Source organism: Alteromonas sp. ABD4_190 (assembly GCF_056160105.1).
Genome location: NZ_JBSWWN010000001.1, coordinates 1,657,551 through 1,680,697 on the forward strand (window position 1 = coordinate 1,657,551; position 23,147 = coordinate 1,680,697).

Annotated in this window: 18 protein-coding genes; 11 read left to right on the plus strand and 7 right to left on the minus strand. The window is 44.4% G+C overall.

What is annotated here, in order from left to right:
• Positions 1 to 76 precede the first annotated feature (76 nt).
• Entirely contained in the window at positions 77 to 1,597 is a 1,521-nt protein-coding gene (locus tag ACXAFM_RS07360; RefSeq protein WP_474834019.1) for an SPOR domain-containing protein, read from the plus strand.
• Between the two features lie 227 nt (positions 1,598 to 1,824).
• Complete coding sequence (locus tag ACXAFM_RS07365) at positions 1,825 to 2,709, plus strand: Dam family site-specific DNA-(adenine-N6)-methyltransferase (protein WP_474809088.1); 885 nt, start codon at positions 1,825 to 1,827, stop codon at positions 2,707 to 2,709.
• A gap of 73 nt (positions 2,710 to 2,782) precedes the next feature.
• Here ACXAFM_RS07365 and ACXAFM_RS07370 read toward each other — a convergent pair whose 3' ends face one another.
• The 3 genes from ACXAFM_RS07370 to ACXAFM_RS07380 form a co-directional block, all read right to left on the minus strand.
• Positions 2,783 to 2,980 (minus strand): DUF2970 domain-containing protein, encoded by a 198-nt coding sequence (locus tag ACXAFM_RS07370; RefSeq protein WP_474809090.1) that lies wholly within the window; start codon positions 2,978 to 2,980, stop codon positions 2,783 to 2,785.
• 9 nt (positions 2,981 to 2,989) lie between these two features.
• Complete coding sequence (locus ACXAFM_RS07375; RefSeq protein ID WP_474828238.1) at positions 2,990 to 3,298, minus strand: hypothetical protein; 309 nt, start codon at positions 3,296 to 3,298, stop codon at positions 2,990 to 2,992.
• Between the two features lie 173 nt (positions 3,299 to 3,471).
• Positions 3,472 to 4,206, minus strand: coding sequence for a TorF family putative porin (locus ACXAFM_RS07380; protein ID WP_474828240.1), 735 nt, complete (start codon positions 4,204 to 4,206; stop codon positions 3,472 to 3,474).
• Positions 4,207 to 4,602: 396 nt separating this feature from the next.
• Here ACXAFM_RS07380 and rpe point away from each other — a divergent pair, with 396 nt between their 5' ends.
• The 8 genes from rpe (at position 4,603) to ACXAFM_RS07420 (ending at position 13,662) form a co-directional block, all read left to right on the plus strand.
• On the plus strand, positions 4,603 to 5,280 hold the full coding sequence (rpe, locus tag ACXAFM_RS07385) for a ribulose-phosphate 3-epimerase (protein WP_474834021.1): 678 nt from the start codon (positions 4,603 to 4,605) through the stop codon (positions 5,278 to 5,280).
• 37 nt (positions 5,281 to 5,317) lie between these two features.
• On the plus strand, positions 5,318 to 6,325 hold the full coding sequence (gene trpS, locus ACXAFM_RS07390; RefSeq protein WP_474834023.1) for a tryptophan--tRNA ligase: 1,008 nt from the start codon (positions 5,318 to 5,320) through the stop codon (positions 6,323 to 6,325).
• Between the two features lie 92 nt (positions 6,326 to 6,417).
• Positions 6,418 to 7,002, plus strand: coding sequence for an anthranilate synthase component II (locus ACXAFM_RS07395; protein ID WP_474809094.1), 585 nt, complete (start codon positions 6,418 to 6,420; stop codon positions 7,000 to 7,002).
• Positions 7,003 to 7,294: 292 nt separating this feature from the next.
• A complete protein-coding gene (locus tag ACXAFM_RS07400; RefSeq protein WP_474830536.1) occupies positions 7,295 to 8,458 on the plus strand; it encodes an HDOD domain-containing protein in 1,164 nt (387 codons plus the stop codon).
• 533 nt (positions 8,459 to 8,991) lie between these two features.
• Positions 8,992 to 10,200: an aspartate aminotransferase family protein gene (locus ACXAFM_RS07405; RefSeq protein ID WP_474828244.1), complete on the plus strand. Its 1,209-nt coding sequence runs from the start codon at positions 8,992 to 8,994 to the stop codon at positions 10,198 to 10,200.
• 20 nt (positions 10,201 to 10,220) lie between these two features.
• Positions 10,221 to 11,258, plus strand: a complete 1,038-nt coding sequence (gene astA / locus ACXAFM_RS07410; RefSeq protein WP_474809096.1) for an arginine N-succinyltransferase — start codon at positions 10,221 to 10,223, stop codon at positions 11,256 to 11,258.
• A gap of 13 nt (positions 11,259 to 11,271) precedes the next feature.
• Positions 11,272 to 12,741, plus strand: coding sequence for a succinylglutamate-semialdehyde dehydrogenase (astD, locus tag ACXAFM_RS07415; protein WP_474828246.1), 1,470 nt, complete (start codon positions 11,272 to 11,274; stop codon positions 12,739 to 12,741).
• Between the two features lie 114 nt (positions 12,742 to 12,855).
• A complete protein-coding gene (locus tag ACXAFM_RS07420; RefSeq protein ID WP_039217670.1) occupies positions 12,856 to 13,662 on the plus strand; it encodes a DUF1338 domain-containing protein in 807 nt (268 codons plus the stop codon).
• A gap of 65 nt (positions 13,663 to 13,727) precedes the next feature.
• Here the strand turns inward: ACXAFM_RS07420 and ACXAFM_RS07425 are convergent, their stop codons facing one another.
• The 3 genes from ACXAFM_RS07425 to parC form a co-directional block, all read right to left on the minus strand.
• The gene (locus ACXAFM_RS07425) at positions 13,728 to 15,896 is read right to left on the minus strand and encodes a putative bifunctional diguanylate cyclase/phosphodiesterase (RefSeq protein WP_474834024.1); all 2,169 of its coding nucleotides are present in this window, start codon (positions 15,894 to 15,896) and stop codon (positions 13,728 to 13,730) included.
• A 10-nt stretch (positions 15,897 to 15,906) separates the two neighbouring features.
• Positions 15,907 to 16,446 (minus strand): heme NO-binding domain-containing protein, encoded by a 540-nt coding sequence (locus ACXAFM_RS07430; protein ID WP_474834026.1) that lies wholly within the window; start codon positions 16,444 to 16,446, stop codon positions 15,907 to 15,909.
• 63 nt (positions 16,447 to 16,509) lie between these two features.
• Positions 16,510 to 18,795, minus strand: a complete 2,286-nt coding sequence (parC, locus tag ACXAFM_RS07435; protein ID WP_474834027.1) for a DNA topoisomerase IV subunit A — start codon at positions 18,793 to 18,795, stop codon at positions 16,510 to 16,512.
• A 359-nt stretch (positions 18,796 to 19,154) separates the two neighbouring features.
• On the opposite strand from parC, the gene ACXAFM_RS07440 reads away from it, so the two are divergent.
• On the plus strand, positions 19,155 to 22,274 hold the full coding sequence (locus ACXAFM_RS07440; RefSeq protein ID WP_474828255.1) for a hybrid sensor histidine kinase/response regulator: 3,120 nt from the start codon (positions 19,155 to 19,157) through the stop codon (positions 22,272 to 22,274).
• A 39-nt stretch (positions 22,275 to 22,313) separates the two neighbouring features.
• Here the strand turns inward: ACXAFM_RS07440 and ACXAFM_RS07445 are convergent, their stop codons facing one another.
• Positions 22,314 to 23,009: a DUF2982 domain-containing protein gene (locus tag ACXAFM_RS07445; RefSeq protein WP_474828257.1), complete on the minus strand. Its 696-nt coding sequence runs from the start codon at positions 23,007 to 23,009 to the stop codon at positions 22,314 to 22,316.
• Between the last annotated feature and the right edge of the window lie 138 nt (positions 23,010 to 23,147).

Below are 23,147 nucleotides of genomic sequence, written 5' to 3' on the forward strand. Positions count from 1 at the left end.
CCAAAACTTGGGAAGCTGATAATAAGGTGCGTTGCTAGACTAGTTTTAAAGCAACGTTGAATAAGGGCAAACTCCCATGCAAAGTGAACTGCATGAACGTTTGGAATATCTGGTTAATTACTCCTCTCAGCTGATCTTTGTCAGCGGTGAGTCTATTGCTCAACAACAAAAAACCCTTGAAGCCTTTGTCTTTCAACAGCACGACGATACCGAAATTGCGTATTTGACCGCGCAAGATAATATGGAGCCTTCTGACTACCGTAGACAGCTTTGTCGGCAGCTACTCGGACAAGTAGTGGGAAGCTTTGTTCGCCCCCTTAATGAATTACTTTCTGATTTGAATAGCCACGAAGGCCCAATTCTAATTGCTATCACCCAAGCCCATAACCTTCCTGATGCACTGTTACAAGAGCTGTGGGATTTGGTCTTACAAAGTCGATTTGCTGGAAACAAACAGCATTTAAACGTACTTTTATTTGCAAATAACGCATGGGCCGAGCGCGCTAAACAATGGCTTCCTGCTAAAAATACTGAAACACCGCTTATTATTAGCAGCCAGTCTGTGATTAGCGAGCAGCCTAATTACGAGTCAGACCTTGATAAAATGATAGCTTCCCGAAGAGAAGCGTTTCAGGCTCATTTAGAAAATAGACAACGTAAAAATACTAAGACATTCACAAACCCACTAAAAACAAAATGGTTTTATGCTGGTGTAGCTCTGGTGTTTCTGGCCACATTCTCTGGCCTTATCTATTGGCAGTACGGTGAAAAGCTCGCATCAATTTTCTCTCCTATTAGCCAGCAAACTCTTGAATCTAATCAAACTCAGGTTGAACCGGGTTCAGCCTATAACAAGCTAATTGCTGACGGCAATGGTGATGAAGGCTTCAATGTCGACATCGATAAAAGCAGAGAAGTCACCGCTGCTGAAAAGCAAAATGACGTAAGCGCACAAACCGGTAATGTGGAAATTGTCTCGACACCAAGTGCACCACCTGAGCTAACCGGTCAATCAACCCTTGATAAGCCAGCGGAAAATGAAATAGCAGAGAATGATTCGCTGATTACCGACTGGGAAAGCGCAGTATCATCACTGCCTGATGCAGGTTCTTTGTCTGAAACAGAAGGCGATAATAGTAGTAATACTTCAAGGGCACAAAGCAACAACTCTTCCTCTGTCGATACTACTAGTTCAGGTGAAAGTACTGAGCAAAGAACGGAAGAGAATACACAAACACCATTAGCGAACCCGCAAAGCACTGATACGAAGCCTAGCAACGAAAATGTGAACCAAACTTCACCGCAGCGAAACCAGTGGATTAACGCTAACGATTACGCCATTCAAATGCTAGCGATGAAAAGCGAATCGGTGCTCAATGCGTTCTTGCGTGAACACAATCTTGTAGAGCAAACCCGCATTTATAAAACTGAACGCTACGGTGGCGATTGGTTTGTAGTTGTTTTTCGAGAAGTTTACCCCTCACTATCGCAAGCACAGCAAACTCGCGCAGCGTTACCTGAATATCCGGGCAAACAAAATGCGTTTATAAAGCGGGGGAGTCAGGTCCTAGCTGAAATAGATAAAGCGCAAAATTAAGCCGATTCAAAGTCAAAAGCACCTAATTAGTTCTGATAATTTAGCTAAATTCCACTCTTGCGACACTTGTTGGTTGTCCGTTTTACTGATGAAAGTTACAATCTACCTTTAGCGTGGTGATATCTGATACTGATCAGCATAAAAGTATAAAGACGACCCTTTCCCTTGGAACGGCGGCGCAAGGAAAAACCACCGTCTTCATTCCGTCTAGGTAGTAACGTTTAAGCATGATGCAGAAAAAGAACCGTGCCTTTTTAAAGTGGGCCGGTGGCAAATACAGCTTGGTTGAGCACATTCAGGCCAGATTACCGCAAGCTAACAAACTCATAGAACCGTTTGTTGGTGCTGGATCTGTATTTCTGAATACGCAATACAAACGCTACCTGCTTAATGACATCAACCCTGACCTCATTAACTTATACAACTTCTTAAAAGCGCAACCCGACGCGCTTATTAACGATGCGCGTGCGTTTTTTGATGGGAGCCGCAATGAAGAGAAGATGTACTATGACCTGCGTGAAGAATTCAACGGGACGCAAGACGAATACTATCGCGCTATTCTTTTTCTCTATTTGAACCGCCACGGCTACAACGGTTTGTGTCGATATAGTCTTCAAGGTCGTTTTAATGTGCCTTTTGGCCGGTACAAAAAGCCCTACTTTCCAGAAGACGAAATGTTTGTGTTTTCTGAAAAATCACAAAAGGCCACTTTTACCTGCCTACCGTTTGAGAAGGTTTTTTCAAGGGCTAGGCGAGGCAATGTTATTTATTGCGATCCTCCATACGCACCTATTAGCAAGACAGCAGCCTTCACCAGTTATGCGGCGCGAAGTTTTGGGCAAGAGTCCCAAGAAAAACTGGCAGAATTGGCCACCCGAGCTTCTAAAAAACGCGGTATACCGGTTTTGATATCGAACCACGATTTACCGCTAACTCGTGCTTTATATCAAGGTGCAGACTTTAGCATGCTGTCAGTTAAACGCTCGATTAGTCAAAATGGCGCGAAGCGACAGCCAGTAGATGAAATATTAGCTTATTTTCCACCCGCGAAAGTCGTTGTGAAACGGAAAACACGCAAGAAAAAAGTAGCTCAGTCGGCTTCTGCTGAATAATTATTGCGAGATAAAAGGTTAGCAAACACCTATTTGAAGCGATGAAGCGCTTTTACTCAGTGTAAGGGGGCTATCAGCCGTAGCCTGTATACCACTTTACAAACATGAAAAGTGATACGACAAATACCACAACTAAAATAACGCCTATAACAGCAAAGCTGATAAAGGTACCTTTGGTAAAGTCACGTTCATAATTTTTATGGCTTTGAACACCAAACAAACTTGCCACTACACTACCTAGAACTGACCAGAAACCAGTACCAGATTGCATAATGCCCCCTTAAGAGTCGTTTGAGGGTGAAGTGAAATCCCGATTACCATCGTCGCTGTGAAGCAACTCTAGTAAATCTAAAAAGTGAAACTGAAAGGACGGTGACTTTCCTGCTATCCATGACAGCCAGCTAACCTCTTCTACCCCCTCTTGATGACGGGCGCACTGGTTTTGAATGTGGCTTGCAGGGAGTTTTGGGTTAAACTCGGTAACGGGTTGGAATTCACAAACAGACGAGCGTGAGCTTGGCGGATTTGTAACGGCCACGCTGATTAGGCCGGCAGCTCCACAAATCGCAAAAAAAGGAAGAACTTTCATCCTGAACACCCCTTACACTCGTTTAAAATTTAATCTCATTATAATCAAAAGCAAGTAACGAACAAGTTAAAAATGCGTTGCTCTTTAAAATGAAAAGCCTAATGAAAATTACATTAGGCTTTTACTACTCAACGTTTTAATTAAGAGGCCGCTCTGTTAGCCCCTTTTTTAAATTAAAGTTCGAAATCTACTGAATAACCTACAGTGAATTTTAACTCGTCGTTATCTAGTGCGTCAGCACCAACATCATCTAAGTTGGTTCCAGTCACAGCGAAACTAAAACCATCTTTTGCAATGGTTACGCCGTAATCGGCATAGCTATCAGTACCGTCGCCGAAGTTGAAAGCATCCACAAAGTCACCGTCATGATAACCAGCATGTAGCGTCAACTCAGTACCATTCAATATCTCGGTGGTGTAATCGAGAGACGCGTAGTAAGCCTGTCCAAAGCCAAAATCTTGGCCTTCAGCTTCATCCGCTTCGGTGTGCGCTAATAGGTAAACTGTTACGCTTACACCACCCATGCCTACTGAGCCGTAGATTTCTGCAAAATCGAATTCTGCTTCAGCGTCGTAGTTGTAATATAGGTAACCGAAGTCGTAAGCAATACCATCAGACTCACCTGAATAACCAAAGTATACGTCATGCTCGTATGAGTAAATATCATCTGATGCATAACTTACGTTAGACGCCCACGTACCTGCATAGAAACCGCTTTCGTGTGCGTAGTCGATACCGCCCTGTACTGCAGCTTCGTTAACAGTTTGTGTTAAACCACGCCAAATGTAGTTGCTGGTTGCGCCAGCGTTTGCGGTAAATTCACCTTCTGCATAGCTAGGCATAGCGGTTAGCAAACACGCTGAAGAAATAGCAGCGGCAAGTAGGGTTCTTTTTGTAGATGTTTTCATGTGTGTTCTCCAGTCAAATTCAAACTTGTTGTAATTCGTTTTTTCTGTCTGTGTTTTCTTTTTGGACTGGATAACGCAAAGTTGATGCCCATTTATGGTTCATTAAAAAAGCCTGCCGAAAAAATTATAAACCATTGATAATTAACAACATAAACAGCGCGCACTTAATACTCTCATAATTTACTCAGTTTTAAGGCCGCTTAAAAACGCACCAACAAAACGCAGTCTCACCAAAATTGTGCAGCAGCGCGATTTATGGTTGTCTGTCTTAAATTTATGTCAAATCATCCTTGATGTACCCTTTACATAGTAAAAATGCCTGGTTTTGGGTAAACTTTCGCAACCCTATAACGTAAGTGGCAACGCCCCCTGTTGTTTTTGTTTAAAGGACACGCAATGAAACCGTTTTTAATCGCTCCATCAATACTTTCTGCCGACTTTGCAAGACTTGGTGAAGATGTAGAACAAGTATTGGACGCTGGCGCCGATGTGGTGCATTTCGATGTAATGGATAACCACTATGTGCCGAACCTTACGTTTGGGCCAATGATTTGCGAAGCATTGAGAAAATACGGTATAACCGCGCCGATTGATGTTCACCTTATGGTAAAGCCAGTAGATGATCTTATTGAGAAATTCGCCAACGCGGGCGCAAGCTATATCAGCTTTCACCCAGAAGCGTCTGAACACATAGACCGGTCTCTTCAGCTTATTATTGATGCTGGCTGCCAACCCGGCTTGGTATTTAACCCGGCTACGCCGCTACACTACTTAGATCATGTTATGGATAAACTACACCATATCCTTATTATGTCGGTGAACCCTGGTTTTGGCGGCCAGAAGTTTATCCCCAGTACCCTAGATAAGGTACGTGCGGTGAAGCAGCGTGTACTAGAAAGCGGCTACGAAATTCGAATTGAAATTGACGGTGGCGTAAAAGTCGATAACATTCGCGCAATAGCAGAAGCGGGGGCAGATATGTTTGTGGCTGGTTCGGCCATTTTCTCCCAACCCGATTACGGCGATGTGATTGCGCAAATGCGCGATGAACTTTCATCGTTGTCTAAAGCTTAGTTTTTAACAGAATTTAACGTATTACAGGTAAATAGAAATGAGTAATAAACCCGTTGTATTAAGTGGCTGCCAGCCTTCAGGACAACTTACCCTTGGCAACTATATGGGTGCACTTAAACAGTGGGTTTCCATGCAAGACGATCACGACTGCTTATACATGATTGTCGATTTACATGCGATCACAGTAAGACAAGATCCGAAGCAACTTGCCGAAGCCTGTCTAGACGGCCTTTCTCTTTATCTAGCTTGCGGTATTGACCCGCAAAAGAGCACGCTATTTTTGCAATCACATGTTCCTGAGCATGCGCAGCTGTCGTGGGTATTAAATTGCTATGCTCAAATGGGCGAGCTAAACCGCATGACGCAGTTTAAAGATAAGTCTGCGAAAAATGAGAACAACATAAATGTAGGCTTATACAGCTACCCTGTACTTCAAGCAGCAGATATCTTGCTTTATCAAGCCGATAAAGTACCTGTGGGTGAAGATCAAAAACAGCACCTTGAGTTAACACGCGATATAGCAACGCGAGTAAATAACTTATACGGCGACGTATTCCGCTTACCAGACCCTTATATTCCAGAGTTCGGTGCGCGTATCATGAGTCTGCAAGAGCCAGAAAAGAAAATGTCTAAGTCAGACAACAATCCTAATAACTTCATTGGTCTGCTAGAAGACCCTAAGAAGCTGGCTAAGAAGATTAAACGTGCGGTAACCGACTCTGACGAACAAGCTAATATATACTTCAACCCAACCGAGAAACCAGGGGTATCTAACCTACTTACCCTGCTTTCATTAGCTACGGGTAAATCGGTAAAAGATCTTGAGCCTGAATATACCGATAAAATGTATGGTCACTTAAAAGGTGATGTTGCCGATGCGGTAGTATCTTTACTTGAGCCTATTCAAACTCGCTATGCTGAAATTCGCGCAGATAGAGCATACTTAGATGACGTTATGCGCCAAGGCGCTGAAAAAGCATCAGCACGTGCAGCAGAGACGCTGGCCAAAGTTTACAAAGCCGTTGGCTTCATTCCAAAGCCGTAACTTAAAGACAGCATTTAAAAGACATGAAGCGTTAATAGAACGCTTTATGTCACAACCGTTGTTTTACAGAAATACCAAGGATTAACGCTGCTGTGTTGCTGTTAATTGATAACTTCGATTCGTTCACTCATAACCTCGCTAGGTATTTCACAGAGCTTGGCGCTGACGTTGAAGTGGTAAGAAATAACGCCCTTAACCTTGACGATATTTCGCGCTTGGCACCTTCTCAACTTGTTATCTCGCCAGGCCCTTGCACGCCTAACGAGGCGGGTATTAGTTTATCTGCGATAGAGCATTTTGCCGGTGAAATTCCCATAATGGGCGTTTGCTTAGGTCATCAAGCCATAGGACAAGTTTTTGGTGCAGAAGTGGTAGGCGCCCAAGAAATAAAACACGGTAAAGTTTCAGCATTGTCCCATCACAACACAGGGCTATTTGAAGGGCTACCAAACACCTTTAACGTAACCCGCTACCATTCATTAGTATTAAGCCCTGAATCTTTACCTCCATCACTACGCGTCGATGCTTGGTGTGAGACAGCGGCGGGTACAAAAGAAATTATGGCAGTTTCCCATAATCGCTACCCTATATGGGGTGTTCAGTATCACCCTGAATCATTACTTACCGAACACGGTCACAGCGTGCTTGAAGCTTTTCTTCATCATAAAAAGGTTTAAGTCTACAGGCGTATTGCCGATACCCTACATAGTGTAAAAGGTTGCGCTTGAAGGCCGTTAAAATTCGCAATTCACTGATTTTTCGTTTAACTTTTCATAATCAATTTTAGCCAAGCGCTAACTGAGCGTTATGTTGAAAACTACATAAGCGATATCAATCATTGCAGGGTGCTAACTGTGCTTTTAAGTGGTAGCTACATTTTCATCATTACCGTAGCTAACGTTATAAAGGCCCCTAATGTACGATAATATCGCCGTTCACCAAAAAGTTATGAGCAGGAGTGCTTTTAATATGACCATGGGGGCAACCACACCGCCGACGATAGATGATCGATTTGAAAATATGATCGTATCACCCGAGCGCGTGCTTGAAATGCTAGGAAAGCGTAAGGTGGGCCAAGTCAGCTTCGAACAGTCAGAACAGGGTGACGCACGTAGGCTTTTACTTCACGTTGAAAAAGTCGCAATTGAAAACAAACGTCTACAGGAAAAAACAGAAGCCTCTTATTTAGAATCGGTTAGCCACCACCTTCACGAGATTCTGCTTGATGAACTTACTGAGCAACTTAGCTACACCGAAGAGCTCGTTCAGAACGTGCTCAACTTACCTGAAAACATTGGTGAGCTGTTAGATGCCTTATCTGTTAAAGCGTGCTCAGTTTCAAAACTAGAGCCTATCGTCGCCACTATGCCGTGGCTTTATGACGAGCTCATAGTAGTAGTAAATACGCCTCAATTCAGACGCAAAGATTCGCGAGGACGTATAATCGTTGTTGAAACCTTGCGCACTTCATTGAGCTTTTTAGGTATCGAAAACTTGCGCACGCTAATACCTTCATTGATATTAAAGCGCGCCATGCCTCAAATTACCGATCCTTACCCGCTTATCAAGCAAAAACTAACGCATTACTCAACAGGCGTTGCGCTTACTGCAAAGCGCCTAGCTGCACTGAGTGATCTAAATAAGCATCAAGCCTACACGCTGGCAATGATAAGTAATTTAGGCCGCTGTGCTGTGACACGACTTTATTTCAAACTGTTCGATAAGATCCAACTGCACTTATTACAAGAGTGCCAGAGAGACAAAGAACAAAAGCGTCATGAGGCTTTATTAAAAATTGCGCCGTCGGCTAACCACCTTATTGCGTTACAACAAGAATTCGCTGATGCAGTGAGTGCCGACATTTTAGAGTGGATGCACTTTACCCGTCTGCCAATTGCACAGCCAATGCGAGACTGTGCAGATAAACAGCTTACTCAACCCAAAACCTTAAGTAAAATTCTGCATCAAGCTCGAGCTTATACACAAATAAGAATGCTACATCAGCTCAAGCTCGTTGACATTCAAGAGGTAAAACCGCTTTTTTCTGAGCAGCGCTACCCAGCGGGTGCACTTGAGAATCTCAAAAGTTTGGATATTTTCACCCTTCCGTTGGTAAAAAGTGAAGATAGTTGACAGGCCTTGAGGCTTTCCCCACGCCCAGTTTGAACAAAAATTATGCACAGAAGAACATCAAACCTCAAATAATTTGTGGATATTCATGCATTGGTTATGCACTTTTCTCGTAGTTGATACCTGATACTCAAAAATATTGACGACAACTCAGTGTCTTGCTTATTTATAGCTAAAGTAAACAGGCAAGTTTTTCACTGCGCAATGCCCCTTTCTATTCCTCTGAAGTACAACAAAACCACCAGACAGCGCTTTTCTTTGCGTAAAAATTGATTATTACTAATTGATATAGCCCAGTAGTTAATAGTTATTCACTTTTCCTGCAAATTAAGCCACAGTCCTTATAAATAAAGGGCTACAGCCTTTTGCAAAGAAGACAAATGTTAAAAAAAATGGCATACTGTAAATCAAATCCGATTAGTTTTTATGCGCCCAACTGACGCTTATCGACTCTCGTTGCACGAATAAAACGTGCGATTCGATTAGACAAGCAAAATCACACAGTGTGATTGGCGCCCAATGCAGAGGTAACAAAGATGAACGTAACTCGCGCTACATTTGATGATGTAATGGTTCCTAACTATAACCCAGCAGGTATGGTACCTGTTCGAGGTGAAGGTTCACGCGTATGGGATCAAGATGGAGCTGAGTACATCGACTTTGCAGGCGGTATTGCAGTAAACGTTCTAGGTCACTGCCACCCTGAGCTAGTTAAGGCACTTAATGAACAAGGCAGCAAGCTTTGGCATCTAAGCAACGTATTTACTAACGAACCTGCGCTTCGCCTTGCTAAAAAGCTTAACGATGCGACATTCTCTGACAAAGTTTACTTTGCCAACTCTGGTGCGGAAGCTAACGAAGCGGCATTAAAGCTTGCTCGTCGTTGGGCACTTGATAAGCACGGTGAAGACAAGAATCAAATTATTGCTTTTAATAAAGGTTTCCATGGTCGTACCTTCTTTACCGTAACGGTAGGTGGTCAAGCGGCTTACTCTGATGGCTTTGGCCCTAAGCCAGGCGCTGTTGATCACTGTGACTACAATGACCTAGCTGCCTTTGAAGCACTAATTTCAGATAAAACTTGTGCTGTAATGATGGAACCACTTCAAGGTGAAGGCGGTATTATTCCACCTGATGTTGATTTCGTGAAAGGTGTGCGCGAGCTTTGTGACAAGCATAACGCACTACTTATTTTTGACGAAGTTCAGTCAGGCGTTGGTCGTACCGGTCACCTCTACGCATATATGGGCCTTGGCGTAACACCCGATATCTTAACTACAGCTAAATCTCTTGGTGGCGGCTTCCCAATTGGCGCCATGCTAACAACGAATGATATTGCAGCACATCTTAAGCCAGGTACCCACGGTAGTACTTACGGCGGTAACCCACTGGCCTGTGCGGTTGCGGAAAAAGCGTTAGATATCGTGAACCAGCCAGAAGTGCTTGAAGGCGTGCTTAAGAAAGAAGCCCTTTTCCGCGAATTACTTGGCGCTATCAATGACAAGTACAACGTATTTGAAGAAGTGCGTGGTCAAGGCATGCTGTTAGGTTGTGCATTGAATGAGAAATACCAAGGCCGTGCACGCGACTTCATGATGGCTGCAACGAAAGAGAACCTAATGTGTCTTGTTGCTGGCATGAACGTCATTCGTTTTGCACCTTCACTGGTTATTCCTGATGAAGACATTAAAGAAGGTCTTGCACGTTTTGAACGCGCCGTTGCTGCCGTTGTAAACGCCGAATAATTACAACACGAGTAGCGAACATGAATATCATTCGCCCTATCACGAAGGCCGACTATAACGCGCTTAAAGAAATCGCCGTTGAATCAGGTATTGGCTTTACGTCTTTACCTGTCAACGACGAGTTGCTGCAGCGTAAAATTGATCGTGCAGAAACTGCGTTTAACAAGCCAAACGTAACCGAACCTGGCGATGAGTCATACTTGTTTGTGATGGAAGATACCACTACCGGCCAGGTAGTGGGTACAACAGGTATCGAAGCGGCTGTTGGCATAGATGACGCGTTTTATCACTACCATTTAAGCAAGGTGGTACATGCCTCGCGCGAGCTTAACATTCACAATACGGTAGACATTCTAACGTTTTGTAATGACTACACTGGCGTTACCGAGATATGTACCTTGTTCCTTCGCGAGCAAGCCCGTGGCGGCATTAACGGCCGCTTCCTTTCAAAGGTTCGATTCTTATTTATGATGGAGCACCGTGAACGCTTCTCAGAAACCGTTATTGCTGAAATGCGCGGTGTGAGTGACGAAGAAGGACGCTCACCGTTTTGGGAGTGGTTGGAAACCCACTTCTTCTCGATGGATTTTCCTACTGCCGACTACTTAACTGGCATTGGTAATAAAGTGTTTATTGCTGAGCTTATGCCAAAGTACCCGATATACGTAAATCTGCTTAGCAAAGAAGCGCAAGAAGTCATTGGCGAAGTCCACGACAAAACACGCCCTGCACTTCAGCTTTTAGAAGAAGAAGGCTTTTCTTGCCGCGGCTACGTAGACATTTTCGACGCAGGCCCAACGGTAGAAGCAAACTTGAGCCACATCCGCACGGCTCAGTCGAGTTTAAAACTGCCTGTTTTGATTGACGATAGCGCTGCTGCCCAAGGGCAAACGCACTACATCATTAATACATCAGTATCTGATTTTCGTGCAGTCGCCACCGAGATGACGGTAAGCGAAGAAAAGCAAGTTGCCGTGCTATCTCGCCAAGCCGCTGCTGCATTGAATGTCAAAGAGGGAGAGCACGTACGCTTTGCCCCTGTTACATTCAGAGATTAAAAGGACACCCACTATGCTACATACACATTTTATCAACGGTGAATGGGTTGCCGGACAAGGTCACGACTTAACGTCAGTTGACCCTGCAAAAAACGAAGTAATTTGGGAAGGTAAGTCTGCGACTGCCGCTCAAATTGATGACGCAATTAACGCCGCTCGAGCTGCACTTGTAGCGTGGAGCATGAAAACCGTTGAAGAGCGTCTAGAGATCATAAAGGTTTACGGCGCTAAGCTAGAAGAAGCCAAAGCGCACCTTGCCAAAGTTATGGCAAAAGAAACGGGCAAACCAGAATGGGAAACCGCTACGGAAGTGGGCGCCATGATGGGCAAAATTGGCATTTCTGAAAAAGCTTATTTTGAACGCACGGGTAACGTTGAAAACCCAATGCCAGTTGGTAAAGCATTCATTCGCCATAAACCTCACGGCGTTGTTGCGGTATTTGGCCCATACAACTTCCCAGGTCACCTGCCAAACGGACACATTGTTCCAGCCCTTATTGCAGGTAACACAGTTGTATTTAAACCAAGCGACTTGACGCCTATGGTTGCACAAGAAATGGTGAAGCTATGGGACGCTGCCGGCCTGCCAGCGGGCGTACTTAACCTTGTTCAGGGTGAAGTTGAAACAGGCAAAGCGTTGGCGTCGCATAACGACATTGATGGTCTGTTCTTTACGGGTAGTTCTCGTACTGGGAAAATCCTTCACGAGCAGTTCGCAGGTCACCCAGGTAAAATCTTGGCGCTTGAAATGGGCGGCAACAACCCACTTATCGTAAAAGACGTGGCTGATGTTGATGCGGCAGTACACGATATCGTGCAATCTGCTTTCATTACTTCAGGTCAGCGCTGTACGTGTGCTCGTCGCTTATTCTTGCCAGCCGATGCACAAGGTGATGCAATCCTTGCTCGCCTTATCGAAGTAACCAAAAACATTAAAGTTGGCGATTACGATGCAGAAGACCAGCCGTTTATGGGTGCTATGATCTCAAGCAACGCCGCTGCACTTATGGTGAAAGCGCAGCAAGAACTTGAAGACCTTGGTGGTAACGTGCTGGTTCGTCTTGAACAAAAAGACGAAAGCAAAGGTTTTGCTACCCCGGGCATTATTGACGTTACCGACATGCTTGCTTCGCTACCAGACGAAGAGCACTTTGGTCCACTACTTAAAGTAATCCGCTACAGCGACTTTGATGCTGCTATTGCAGAAGCGAATAACACCAGCTTTGGCTTATCAGCAGGTCTTCTGGGCGACAACGAAGAAGACTATCGTTACTTCTTCGCGCGTATACGTGCGGGCATCGTAAACTGGAACAGACCTATTACCGGTGCAAGCAGCGCTGCGCCGTTTGGCGGTGTGGGCGATAGTGGTAACCACAGAGCAAGCGCGTTTTATGCCGCTGACTACTGTGCATACCCAGTCGCTTCCGTAGAGCTAGACAAAGTCACTATGCCGGGCAAATTAAGCCCAGGCTTGTCGATGTAACCCAAGCTTTTACAGCGATAAAAGGCCGATGCAGAGTGTATCGGCCGGTTAAGCACCAACCCTATACGAACTATTCATTTAGAAATAGTCGACGACAGAAAGGACCCTATCACTATGCATAGCAACATCGATACGTTGTTTAGCAACATGTGGGACGATTACGTAACCATCACTCCCTCAGCGCATAAAATCCATGCACTTTTGGCGGGAGAGGAAAACACGAACGACATCGTTAACGACCATGTGGCTTTTAGAACTTTTGCTCTTGATAAAACCCGCTTAGACAAGCTTGCTGCGCACTTCTTAGCATTGGGTTATGAAGCGAAAGGCGACTATGACTTTGAAGCTAAAAAGCTGACTGCAAAGCACTTTGAGCACCCTGACGATACTAAACCAAAAGTATTTATCAGCGAGCTTCGGGTAAACGAGCTTTCTGAAACTGCTCAAGCTATTATCAAGAAGATGGTTGATCAAATGCCTGAGTCTGTAGTGGATGCCGATAACTTCTTGTACTCGGGTAAGCATTGGGACGTTACTAAAGCAGAATACGACACACTGCTTAACGAATCAGAATACGCGGCGTGGATGGCGGCATGGGGCTTTCGTGCTAACCACTTTACAGTAAGTGTTAATCACTTAACCCGCACTGACGAGTTGACTGACGTAAACACATTGCTTAAAGAAGCAGGCTTTGTGCTAAACACCTCAGGCGGCGAAATTAAAGGCGGTCCAGATGTATTTTTAGCGCAGTCGTCAACTATGGCTGACCGTGCTGACGTAGCATTTAGCGATGAGACTGTGGCTATTCCAAGCTGTTTTTATGAATTCGCGCAGCGCTATGAAATGCCTGACGGTAAACTTTATAAAGGCTTTGTTGCTGCATCAGCAGATAAAATCTTTGAAAGTACAAATGCTAAGTAGCGCGCCTGCTTAGTCATTAAAAAAAGCCCGTTAGGGCTTTTTTTGTTTAAGCTGAGCAAAAGACATTACCGATTAGGCTCAGTGCTATGCCTGGCAAGAAACTGGTCGTAAGGCATAGGTTTATCAAAGTAAAAGCCCTGCATTAACTTAATATCTGCTTGCTCCAAAAAAGGTAGATAAGACTCTAATTCTACCCCTTCAGCCACTACATCTATTTGCAGGCTCTTCAACATAGCTATTAAACCATTAAAAAGCGCGTTTGCTTTGCTATCTTGGTGTATACCTTGAATTAAGCTTTTATCTACCTTGACCACCTCAAACTGAAAACTCCTCAGGTAGCTAAGTGATGAGAAGCCACTGCCAAAATCATCTAAAGACAACCTAAACCCACTCTCTCTGAGTGTATTTAATGCTCTTAGCGCTGACTTTTCGTCCCGAATAAACACCGACTCAGTGAGCTCTAATTCTATAAATTCCGGAGATACATTGTTATCCAGACAAATGGAGGCTGCTTGGTCGGGAAATTCCGGGGCGAGCATCTGATTAGCACTAATATTAACCGATAGCGGAATAGCTTCGCCTTGTTGCGATTCCATTATCGATATGTAGTCGCATGCCGCTTCTAGCGCTTGTAAACCAATGGCGCTATCTAGCTTGTGCTCTTCTGCTATGGGGATAAACACTGCTGGCGATACCACACCATGCAGTCCTGAGATCCAGCGGCACAATACTTCACCACCTTTTAAGACGCCATTTAAGTCATATTTACCTTGAATATAAAAATCAAGAAGATGATTTTCTACGGCTTTGCGCAAGTCGTTTACCATACTGACTTGCTGCGTCATGCTTTCATAAAGCCCTGGCTCATAGACAAAGGTTTGCCCTTTCCCCAGCTCTTTTGCGCGATACATTGCTGCATCGGCACACTGGACTAAACCTTCAATGCTGTTGCTGTGTTCTGGAAATTCTGCAATGCCAATACTGGCCGACAGTCTGAGCTCTGTCCCTTTTACAACAATGGCGTCTTCTTCAATTTGACTAATAAGTTCCTGTGAACGTTCGGCAATGTCTTCAATATTTTGGTTAGGCACTACGGCAATAAATTCATCACCTCCCCACCTGCCAACTTCCCCAATGGGACCGAACATAGCGGTAAGTAACGCACCCATGCGCTGTAGTTCTGCATCGCCTCTTTCATGCCCCGCATTATCATTTATGGCTTTAAACCCATCTAGGTCAATAAATACAAGAGAAAAAGGCTGCACCTTTTTCACTAACTCTGAAATAGACTCACGTAGCGAGTTACGATTAGAAAGACCGGTCAATTCATCGTGCAAGGCGAGTTGACGTAGCTTGGCCTCGTTGCGCTTTCTATCGCTGATGTCGCGCATTGTTGCGATTAAATAAGTCGAGGTTTGTTGATAGGTTTCGAACAAAGCCACAGAAATATCTACCACTTTCATTTCGCCGCTTTGGTTTTTTATTTTTGACTCAAATCGAACCTGCTTATCGATGGCCAATTGCGCTTTATCAACTTTCTCTGCGATAAATATTTGATTGAAATTCACCCCTACACATTGCTCTTTTACTGACATACCAAGTAAATGGATAAAGGCATCATTACACTCTGTAATAATAAGGTCGGGAGAGAGGACTAACATAGGCTCTCTTGAACTAGCGAACGCAGAGGCCATTAAATGGAAAGATTGTTCGGCTTTGCGCTGCTGGGTGATATCTTTGGTAGTTCCCACAATGTGCAGTGCTTCGCCCGCGCTACCCCGCTCTAGTACACGGCCGCGTAACCTTACCCATTGGTAGCTATTTTCTAGCATTAAACGAAAGGAAAATTCAACGCGATCGCGATTGCCGTGAAGTGCCATGGTCCAGTGAAACTGAAGCCCTTCCAAATCGTCCTCATGGACCCGTTCAAGAAGCTGAATTAAGGTGCCCGACCACGTAGATACACTTTGTGAGTGAAGAGAGAAAGAGCGAATCTCCATAACGTCGCTTCGTGCTTCCCAACTCCAAAATGACTCTTGCGAAGCCCACAGGGCAAGCTCTAAATCCTTCTGCGCGCGTTGGCTCTTTTGCAAAGTAGCATATAAGCTTTGGGTCTTTTCTCTGAGCAAACTTTCGGCTTGCTCTCTGGCATTTCGCTCTCGCTTTAAACGACGCTCAATTAAAGCTACAGCGTCATTATTAGTGGGCTTGCCATTCGATGTTTCATCTGACATTAAACCCCCGTCAAACAACAAGAGATATGCTAAATTCGTACGTGTGAGGCGTTTCTAGTTGATGGGTTTCCCTTTCAATTTTGCAGTTGTAATAGGCTGCAGCGGCGTCCATCAAGCCCTCAGCTAGGGGATATAACTCTCTTTCAGAGTAATATTGTAGGCGCATGGAGGTGTCTGTGCGTGACAGCACCTTAAAACGAGGGAGGTCTGCGTCAGGATAAAGCTTTTTAACCTGGACATGGATATCGCCGTCCAAGTGCTCCAACATGTCTAGCATGCTATTGGTATTGGCTAATACGTCACCGTGTACGGCCCCTAACTTACCGAATAAATAAAAACCAAAATCGTATAAGAGTTCGTTAGCAGATTTACCCGTTCTCTCTACCAGCACACCTACCAGGCGTTGCATCTGTTCAAACGGGTAATAACCCACTGCGGTATATGCTCCGTCGTTCTCTAACCCAGCTTCCATGATGACATCATCAGCGAACTCGGGAGAAACCTTCTCCTCAAGCATATCGATTAATGATGTAAAAACTATGCCTAACATGTAAATTCCTCATTCATTCCTTTAATGAGTGTAGTTCACCTAAGCATAAGAACAACTTAAACTTTATGACAAATCTTCAGGTGCTTCGTCTTTATTTGATAGCACTACTTCTACGCTATCAACCCGCTGTAAACCGCGAGGCAATTTATTCCCCCTACGGCCCCTTTCTCCTTGATAATGGGTAAGGTCTTCAGCACTTAACGTCATATTGCGCTTCCCTGCTCCAACCTTAATGGCCGCGCCATCAGGCACAACGGTCAGCACTTTGACATACTCTTCACGAGACTGTGATTTTGCTGAAGGAATATTGATCAGCTTATTTCCTTTTCCTTTGCCTAAACTTGGCAAGTCGCGAAGCGGGAACATAAGCATACGCCCTTCGTTAGAAATACTTAAACACCAATCAGAGTCAGGGTTAGTCACTGGCATTGGTTTCATTACTTTCGCTGCTGTAGGCAAAGACAAGTAGGCTTTACCCGCTTTATTCTTGCTAACCATATCTTTGAATGTGCCGACGAAGCCATAGCCCGCATCAGAACCCACCAAGAACTTACTCTCGTCTTGCGCCATAATCACGTGCTGGAAGGATTCCCCACCAACAATACTAAAGCGCCCGGTTAAAGGCTCGCCTTGACTTCGTGCAGAGGGAAGTCCGTGAGCGTCGCACGAGAATGTTCGCCCTGAGCTATCCATAAATACGGCAGGTTGATTACTTTTGCCTTCAGCGCTAGATAAATAAGCATCACCCGCTTTATAGCTTAGCCCTTCAGCATCAATATCGTGACCTTTTGCACAACGTGCCCAGCCTTTTTCTGAAAGTACAACTGTAACTGATTCCGCAGGCACTAACTCTTTTTCAGACAGCGCTTTAGCTTCGCTACGCTCGACAATAGGTGAACGCCTTTCGTCACCGTATTTCTCGGCGTCAGCAAGGATTTCTTTTTTAATGAGGGTTTTAAGGCGGCGGTCTGAGCCAAGCAGTTGCTGTAGCTTGTCACGCTCGGCAGCTAGCTCGTCCTGCTCACCCTTAATTTTCATTTCTTCTAATTTGGCTAAGTGGCGAAGTTTCAGCTCTAAAATGGCTTCGGCCTGTTTATCACTTAAACCAAAACGCGACATCAGCTCAGGCTTGGGTTTGTCATAGGTACGAATAATTTCGATAACTTCATCGATATTCAAAAACGCAATTAACAAACCTTCTAAAATATGTAAACGAGCCAATACTTTATCTAAGCGATACTGCAAACGTCGTGTCACTGTATCTTTTCGATACTGCAACCACTCAGATAAAATAGTACGCAAGTCTTTAACCTGAGGGCGACCGTCTAGACCTATCATGTTCAGGTTAACGCGGTAATTTTTCTCAAGGTCGGTAGTTGCAAACAAATGCTGCATTAATTGGGTAACGTCAATGCGATTTGAACGAGGAGTAATAACTAAGCGAGTTGGATTTTCATGGTCCGATTCATCGCGCAGGTCACTTACCATTGGCAGCTTTTTCGCCTGCATTTGCGAAGCTATTTGCTCTAGGATCTTGGCGCCAGACGCCTGATGAGGTAGAGCAGTAATGACCACATCCCCATTCTCTTCGCCGTAGACAGCACGCATTTTTATTGAGCCACGCCCAGTCTCGTAAAGCTTTTTAATATCGGCTTTTGGCGTAATAATTTCGGCTTCAGTGGGATAGTCTGGCCCATTAACATGTTCAAGGACATCGCTAAGCTCAGCTTTACTGTTGTCCAGCAGCATAGCGCATGCGTTAGCCAACTCTCTTACATTGTGCGGTGGAATATCAGTGGCCATGCCTACTGCAATACCTGTCACACCGTTAAGTAGTATATGCGGTAAACGGGCAGGTAATACACTTGGTTCTTCTAACGTACCGTCGAAGTTGGGCACCCAGTCTACCGTGCCTTGGCCAAGTTCGTTTAACAGCACTTCCGAGAATCGAGAAAGCTTAGCTTCGGTATAACGCATGGCTGCAAACGATTTAGGGTCATCCGGTGCGCCCCAGTTCCCCTGACCGTCAACCAAGGGATAGCGATATGAGAAAGGCTGCGCCATAAGCACCATGGCTTCGTAGCAGGCAGAGTCACCATGTGGGTGAAATTTACCAAGTACATCACCTACAGTTCTGGCAGACTTTTTATATTTTGCATTCGCGCTTAAGCCTAAATCGGACATCGCATAAATAATACGTCGCTGTACCGGCTTTAAACCATCGGAAATATGCGGAAGAGCACGGTCCATGATGACGTACATGGAATAGTTTAGATAAGCGTCTTCGGTGAAACGTCGAAGAGGAAGTTGCTCTACCCCATCGCGATTAATGATGATCTCGTCACTCATGATAGTTTTTTCGTTTTGTTATTAATACCAATGCGCTCGTAATAGAAAGGCCGTCATTCCCGTTGTGTTGTAGCGCACTACTTACTGAATGTACGCGAGCGTTTAGGCTATTGTGGGGTAAACCGCATTTGTGTGCAATCTTTGAAAACAATTGTCACCACTTTTCAAATAGCCAATGCCTCTCAGTCTTTGCTATTTAGCAAAGATCCTTGCAATGTAAATGCTATCAATGTGTTAATTGTTTGCTTTGTTATTCTGCAAATAGAGTGTTTAAATAGAACGGGTTGAAGTTTCCGTTCAATATTCACCCTAAAAATAATAAAACCCTTATCTAAATGGTAGTTAAAGTACAGAATAATATGGCAACCTTTCGCGCACTTTCTTTCCTAATTATTTTGCTAGCTAGCTTCTGGCCTTCTTGTTCCCAAGCGCAACATATCGAGCAGCTTTTTGACGAACAAAGTACGTTAGATTTATCCGACTCACTGTACTTTTTATTCGAAACCGACTACCAACTTACCATTGGCGATGTATCAAGAAGACGAAACGACTTTCTTATGCATCCTCACGGCAATCCGAATTTTGGCTTTCGCAATAATGGTATGTGGTTGCTTACATCCGTTGCCAACGTTTCAAACGACAAGAACTGGGTGTTTTCAATAAACTTTAGCCAACTTGATAGTGTTGATTTCTATTTAGTACAAAATGGAAAGGTCATTAACCAGAGCCATCAAGGTAAGACGCAAAAAGAACAACGTTTTCGCGTCCCCACCTTTCGCGTCGAACTCCCTAACAGCGACCCTGTCGATCTTTATATACGTATCGAAAGTCACTCTTCAAGCCTTATAGCTCCACTTCGCATACAGGCTGAACTTTTACACAGCAGCTATTTCCAAATGGACAGTTTGCTATGGGGCTTTTTTTACGGCGGCTTACTCATACTTGCTATCTATAATTTAGCCCTATTTTTAGGCGTGAAAGAAAAAAGCCTGCTTGCTTATGTCGGATATATATTAGCGGTTATCTTGTGGCAATTCGTGTGGGGTGGGCATACGCACCTATTGTTCACTCAAGGTATCCCCATTTGGTTAGCTGGTCATTCAGAGTTAATATTCGTCATTATTGGTATCAGTTCAGGCCTGTTTGCCAAGACTTTCTTAGAAACCGAAAAGTATTCGCCCACTGCTCACCCTATTATTAACCTATTATTAATCTGCCAAGCACTGACGGGACTGGTGTGTTTTATTGATCTTCTTCCTTCTATGTGGAAGAACAATCTAGTGTATGGCGTTGGGCTTATAGCAATTTTAAGCTATGTCTACGCGGGGTTTGAGGCCTTCTTAAATAACTTCAAACCGGCACGATACTTTATTTTTGCATGGGGTATGCTTGCCACGGGCGCTATTGTTGGCATGTTAAGCCTTATCGGCGTGCTGCCTTCAAACGATTTTACTACCTACTGCTTCCAAGTTGGCGTTTTCCTTGAAGCAGGGCTTTTTTCTTTTGCATTGATGGAGAAAAGCAGGGGGCAGCTTGAAAGTGAAGTGGAACAAGCAACCAATGATTTACGCAACAACGTTGAACTTATTGAAGAGCAAAATGCTCGTTTAGACATTGCACGAAAAGATGCCATTAAGGCCAGTAACGTAAAGTCTCAGTTCCTTGCAAACATGAGTCATGAAATTAGAACGCCACTTAATGCAATACTGGGGTTCAGTAAAGAACTCAATAACGCATTATTGCCTACTGACCAGCAAGAACAGGTGCGGATAGTCAGTACCGCAGCCGAAAACCTGCTTACTATTGTTAACGATGTACTCGACTTTTCAAAAATTGAAGCGGGCAAACTTCAAATCAATAACCAACCTTTTTCTCCTAATAAATTGCTCGAAGAGATGGTCACAATAATGGCTAAATCTTCGCATAGTAAACGTATCGAGTTCGTTTTTGACTTAAAACCACTACCTGAAAAACTTTTAGGCGATGTGTTTCGCATTAAGCAAGTGCTTAACAACTTACTCAGCAACGCACTTAAATTTACGTCTAGCGGAACCATTACATTATCAGTAAATGGGCGTTTACTTCCTCACGGTATCCACGAGTTAAATATTACCGTTGAAGACACGGGGATTGGCATTAGCCGGCAAGACAGGAAAAAGCTTTTTAACGCTTTTTCTCAGGTAGACGATGCGCTTAATCGCAACTATCAAGGCACGGGCTTAGGTCTTGTTATTAGTAGAGAACTCGTTCGCCTGATGAACGGAGATCTAACGCTTAAAAGTGTGCTGGGCCAGGGTTCTATGTTTAGTGTTTCCCTTCGCATGAATCAGCTTAGCCAAAAGTATTCATTGACGAGTAGCGAAGACTGGAAAGGGAAAAGCGTGGTCATTTTCGACCCCATTCCTGCTACCCGCCGCTCAAGCGCTACTATGTTGTCGATATTGGGTGCCAAGGTCACCTCGGTGGAGTCCTTAGAATATTTAGCTACACTAAGCGGCCAGCATGACTTCTTTATGGCAACGGTACCGGTAAGCAAAATGGTACTGCGTGATACTTACCTTAGCCAATTTGTGCAGTTCCCAGCCAAAAAACGAGTACTCTGGTATTCTGGCCCTGAGCCCTTTGCGCAATACCCTAGCCTATCGCAGCACTTCCATTCGCAAATACGTATGCCAATAACGTTGACTAAGCTAGATAGCCTGGTAAACCAACACACAACGCCAGCGAAAAACGCCATGCAAGAAAAAATCAGCAGCTTGCCTAACGTGAAAATATTGGCTGTTGATGACATGGAAATGAACCTGAAACTTCTGCACACATGGCTTGACCAGTCACCTGTTGAGCTCATTACAACAATTAGCGGACAAGATGCCGTAAACCAGTGTCAGACACAAGAGTTCGACCTAATTTTAATGGACGTTCAGATGCCAGGCATGGATGGTATACAGGCAACTCGTGAGATACGCAAGTCTCCTGTCAATATGGGCACGCCCATCATCGCTGTCACCGCACACGCATTTAAGGAAGAGCAAGAGCGATTGCTCGCATCAGGTATGGATGATTACCTTCCTAAACCTATCGAGGTAGAGTTACTTATCAACCTTATCAAGTCGTGGTGCCATAGTATTGAGCCAGGAGAAATCGAAATCCCTTCCGTTGACTGGCAGCTTGCGCTAAAACGTGCCAATCAAAACCAAGACACCGCAAAAGAAATGTTGGAAAGCTTTATCACAATGCTTCCAGAAACTATTGATACGCTTTCAGTCTTGTGGGGAGAACAAGACTATAACGAGCTTAAAACCGAGGTACACAAGCTTCATGGAGCATGTTGTTATACTGGCTTGCCACGCATGCAGCACCTCGCCCATGAAACTGAAAGTGCGCTCAAATTAGGCCAACATAAACTCGTTGATGAGCACTTACCCGCACTTATCGCTGAAGCTAAGAAAGTATTACGAGAGGGTAATACCAATGCTTAACGAATGATTCACCACGCAGCACGATAAGTGCAGCGTGGCTTAATCGTTTTGAAAAGACTGCCGAGTGTGCTGACATTCGGCGATTAGCCTGGCAAATTCGCTGGCGTCCCTATCTAACTCTGAACTAGCTATAAAAATATCAAAACCAAGTCGTTTTCGTAGCTCTACCATTCGGTGAGCTAACATGGCTTTTATTCCCTTAATGATAGTGCCGTCTTCCATAACGTAATGATTATCGTCAAACATCGATTGTTCGTAACAACTTCCCGACGCACAGCCTTCGTCAGTATTTTGCATTAGCAGAGGCCGCTGCTCCATCAATAAATGTGTAGCAAGCCTAGGTGATATTGTGTTTAGAAAATCAGTGTAGCTTTTTATTTTGAAACCGATTGTCTCTAGGGGCACGTGATCTAACCCATGGCGCACACGTGGGCAATCTGCGCGCTGTAGGTTGTCCCAGTGAATTCGCCAACTCCCGAGACGATGGCGATAGGTGATGTAATCTCTGGCTATTTCTAAACTATAGTCTGGTTCGCGCACCTTAAAATAGCCGACCAACAAACACACCAGTGCCGCACTTGTCATAAAGATACCGGCTAAAAATAGCCAATCTGGCAAAAAGACCAGCCACAATGCTGCAACAAATAGCCCTACACAGCCTAAAACTAGGCTAGTAATGCCGTTACTTTTTGACGCAGCTCGGATATAGATAGGTTCAACACTAGTGCCAGACATATAAATACACCATCAACATAACTACAGCCCAAACAATATAGAGTCTAACGCGTTTGCATTTTACGCAGTCAGTATGCCACCAGCGCAAAATTGGGTTTGATTTTCGCATACGCTAACAACACTCTCTTATACGCCTAT

Bases quoted from the DNA above. Each gene is read 5' to 3' on its own strand.
- astA (WP_474809096.1), top strand. From the start codon at position 10,221: ATGAATATCATTCGCCCTATCACGAAGGCCGACTATAACGCGCTTAAA.
- trpS (WP_474834023.1), top strand. From the start codon at position 5,318: ATGAGTAATAAACCCGTTGTATTAAGTGGCTGCCAGCCTTCAGGACAA.
- ACXAFM_RS07445 (WP_474828257.1), bottom strand. From the start codon at position 23,009: ATGTCTGGCACTAGTGTTGAACCTATCTATATCCGAGCTGCGTCAAAA.
- ACXAFM_RS07375 (WP_474828238.1), bottom strand. From the start codon at position 3,298: ATGAAAGTTCTTCCTTTTTTTGCGATTTGTGGAGCTGCCGGCCTAATC.
- ACXAFM_RS07400 (WP_474830536.1), top strand. From the start codon at position 7,295: ATGACCATGGGGGCAACCACACCGCCGACGATAGATGATCGATTTGAA.
- ACXAFM_RS07430 (WP_474834026.1), bottom strand. From the start codon at position 16,446: ATGTTAGGCATAGTTTTTACATCATTAATCGATATGCTTGAGGAGAAG.
- ACXAFM_RS07420 (WP_039217670.1), top strand. From the start codon at position 12,856: ATGCATAGCAACATCGATACGTTGTTTAGCAACATGTGGGACGATTAC.
- rpe (WP_474834021.1), top strand. From the start codon at position 4,603: ATGAAACCGTTTTTAATCGCTCCATCAATACTTTCTGCCGACTTTGCA.
- ACXAFM_RS07370 (WP_474809090.1), bottom strand. From the start codon at position 2,980: ATGCAATCTGGTACTGGTTTCTGGTCAGTTCTAGGTAGTGTAGTGGCA.
- ACXAFM_RS07440 (WP_474828255.1), top strand. From the start codon at position 19,155: ATGGCAACCTTTCGCGCACTTTCTTTCCTAATTATTTTGCTAGCTAGC.
- ACXAFM_RS07360 (WP_474834019.1), top strand. From the start codon at position 77: ATGCAAAGTGAACTGCATGAACGTTTGGAATATCTGGTTAATTACTCC.
- astD (WP_474828246.1), top strand. From the start codon at position 11,272: ATGCTACATACACATTTTATCAACGGTGAATGGGTTGCCGGACAAGGT.
- parC (WP_474834027.1), bottom strand. From the start codon at position 18,795: ATGAGTGACGAGATCATCATTAATCGCGATGGGGTAGAGCAACTTCCT.
- ACXAFM_RS07405 (WP_474828244.1), top strand. From the start codon at position 8,992: ATGAACGTAACTCGCGCTACATTTGATGATGTAATGGTTCCTAACTAT.
- ACXAFM_RS07380 (WP_474828240.1), bottom strand. From the start codon at position 4,206: ATGAAAACATCTACAAAAAGAACCCTACTTGCCGCTGCTATTTCTTCA.
- ACXAFM_RS07425 (WP_474834024.1), bottom strand. From the start codon at position 15,896: ATGTCAGATGAAACATCGAATGGCAAGCCCACTAATAATGACGCTGTA.
- ACXAFM_RS07365 (WP_474809088.1), top strand. From the start codon at position 1,825: ATGATGCAGAAAAAGAACCGTGCCTTTTTAAAGTGGGCCGGTGGCAAA.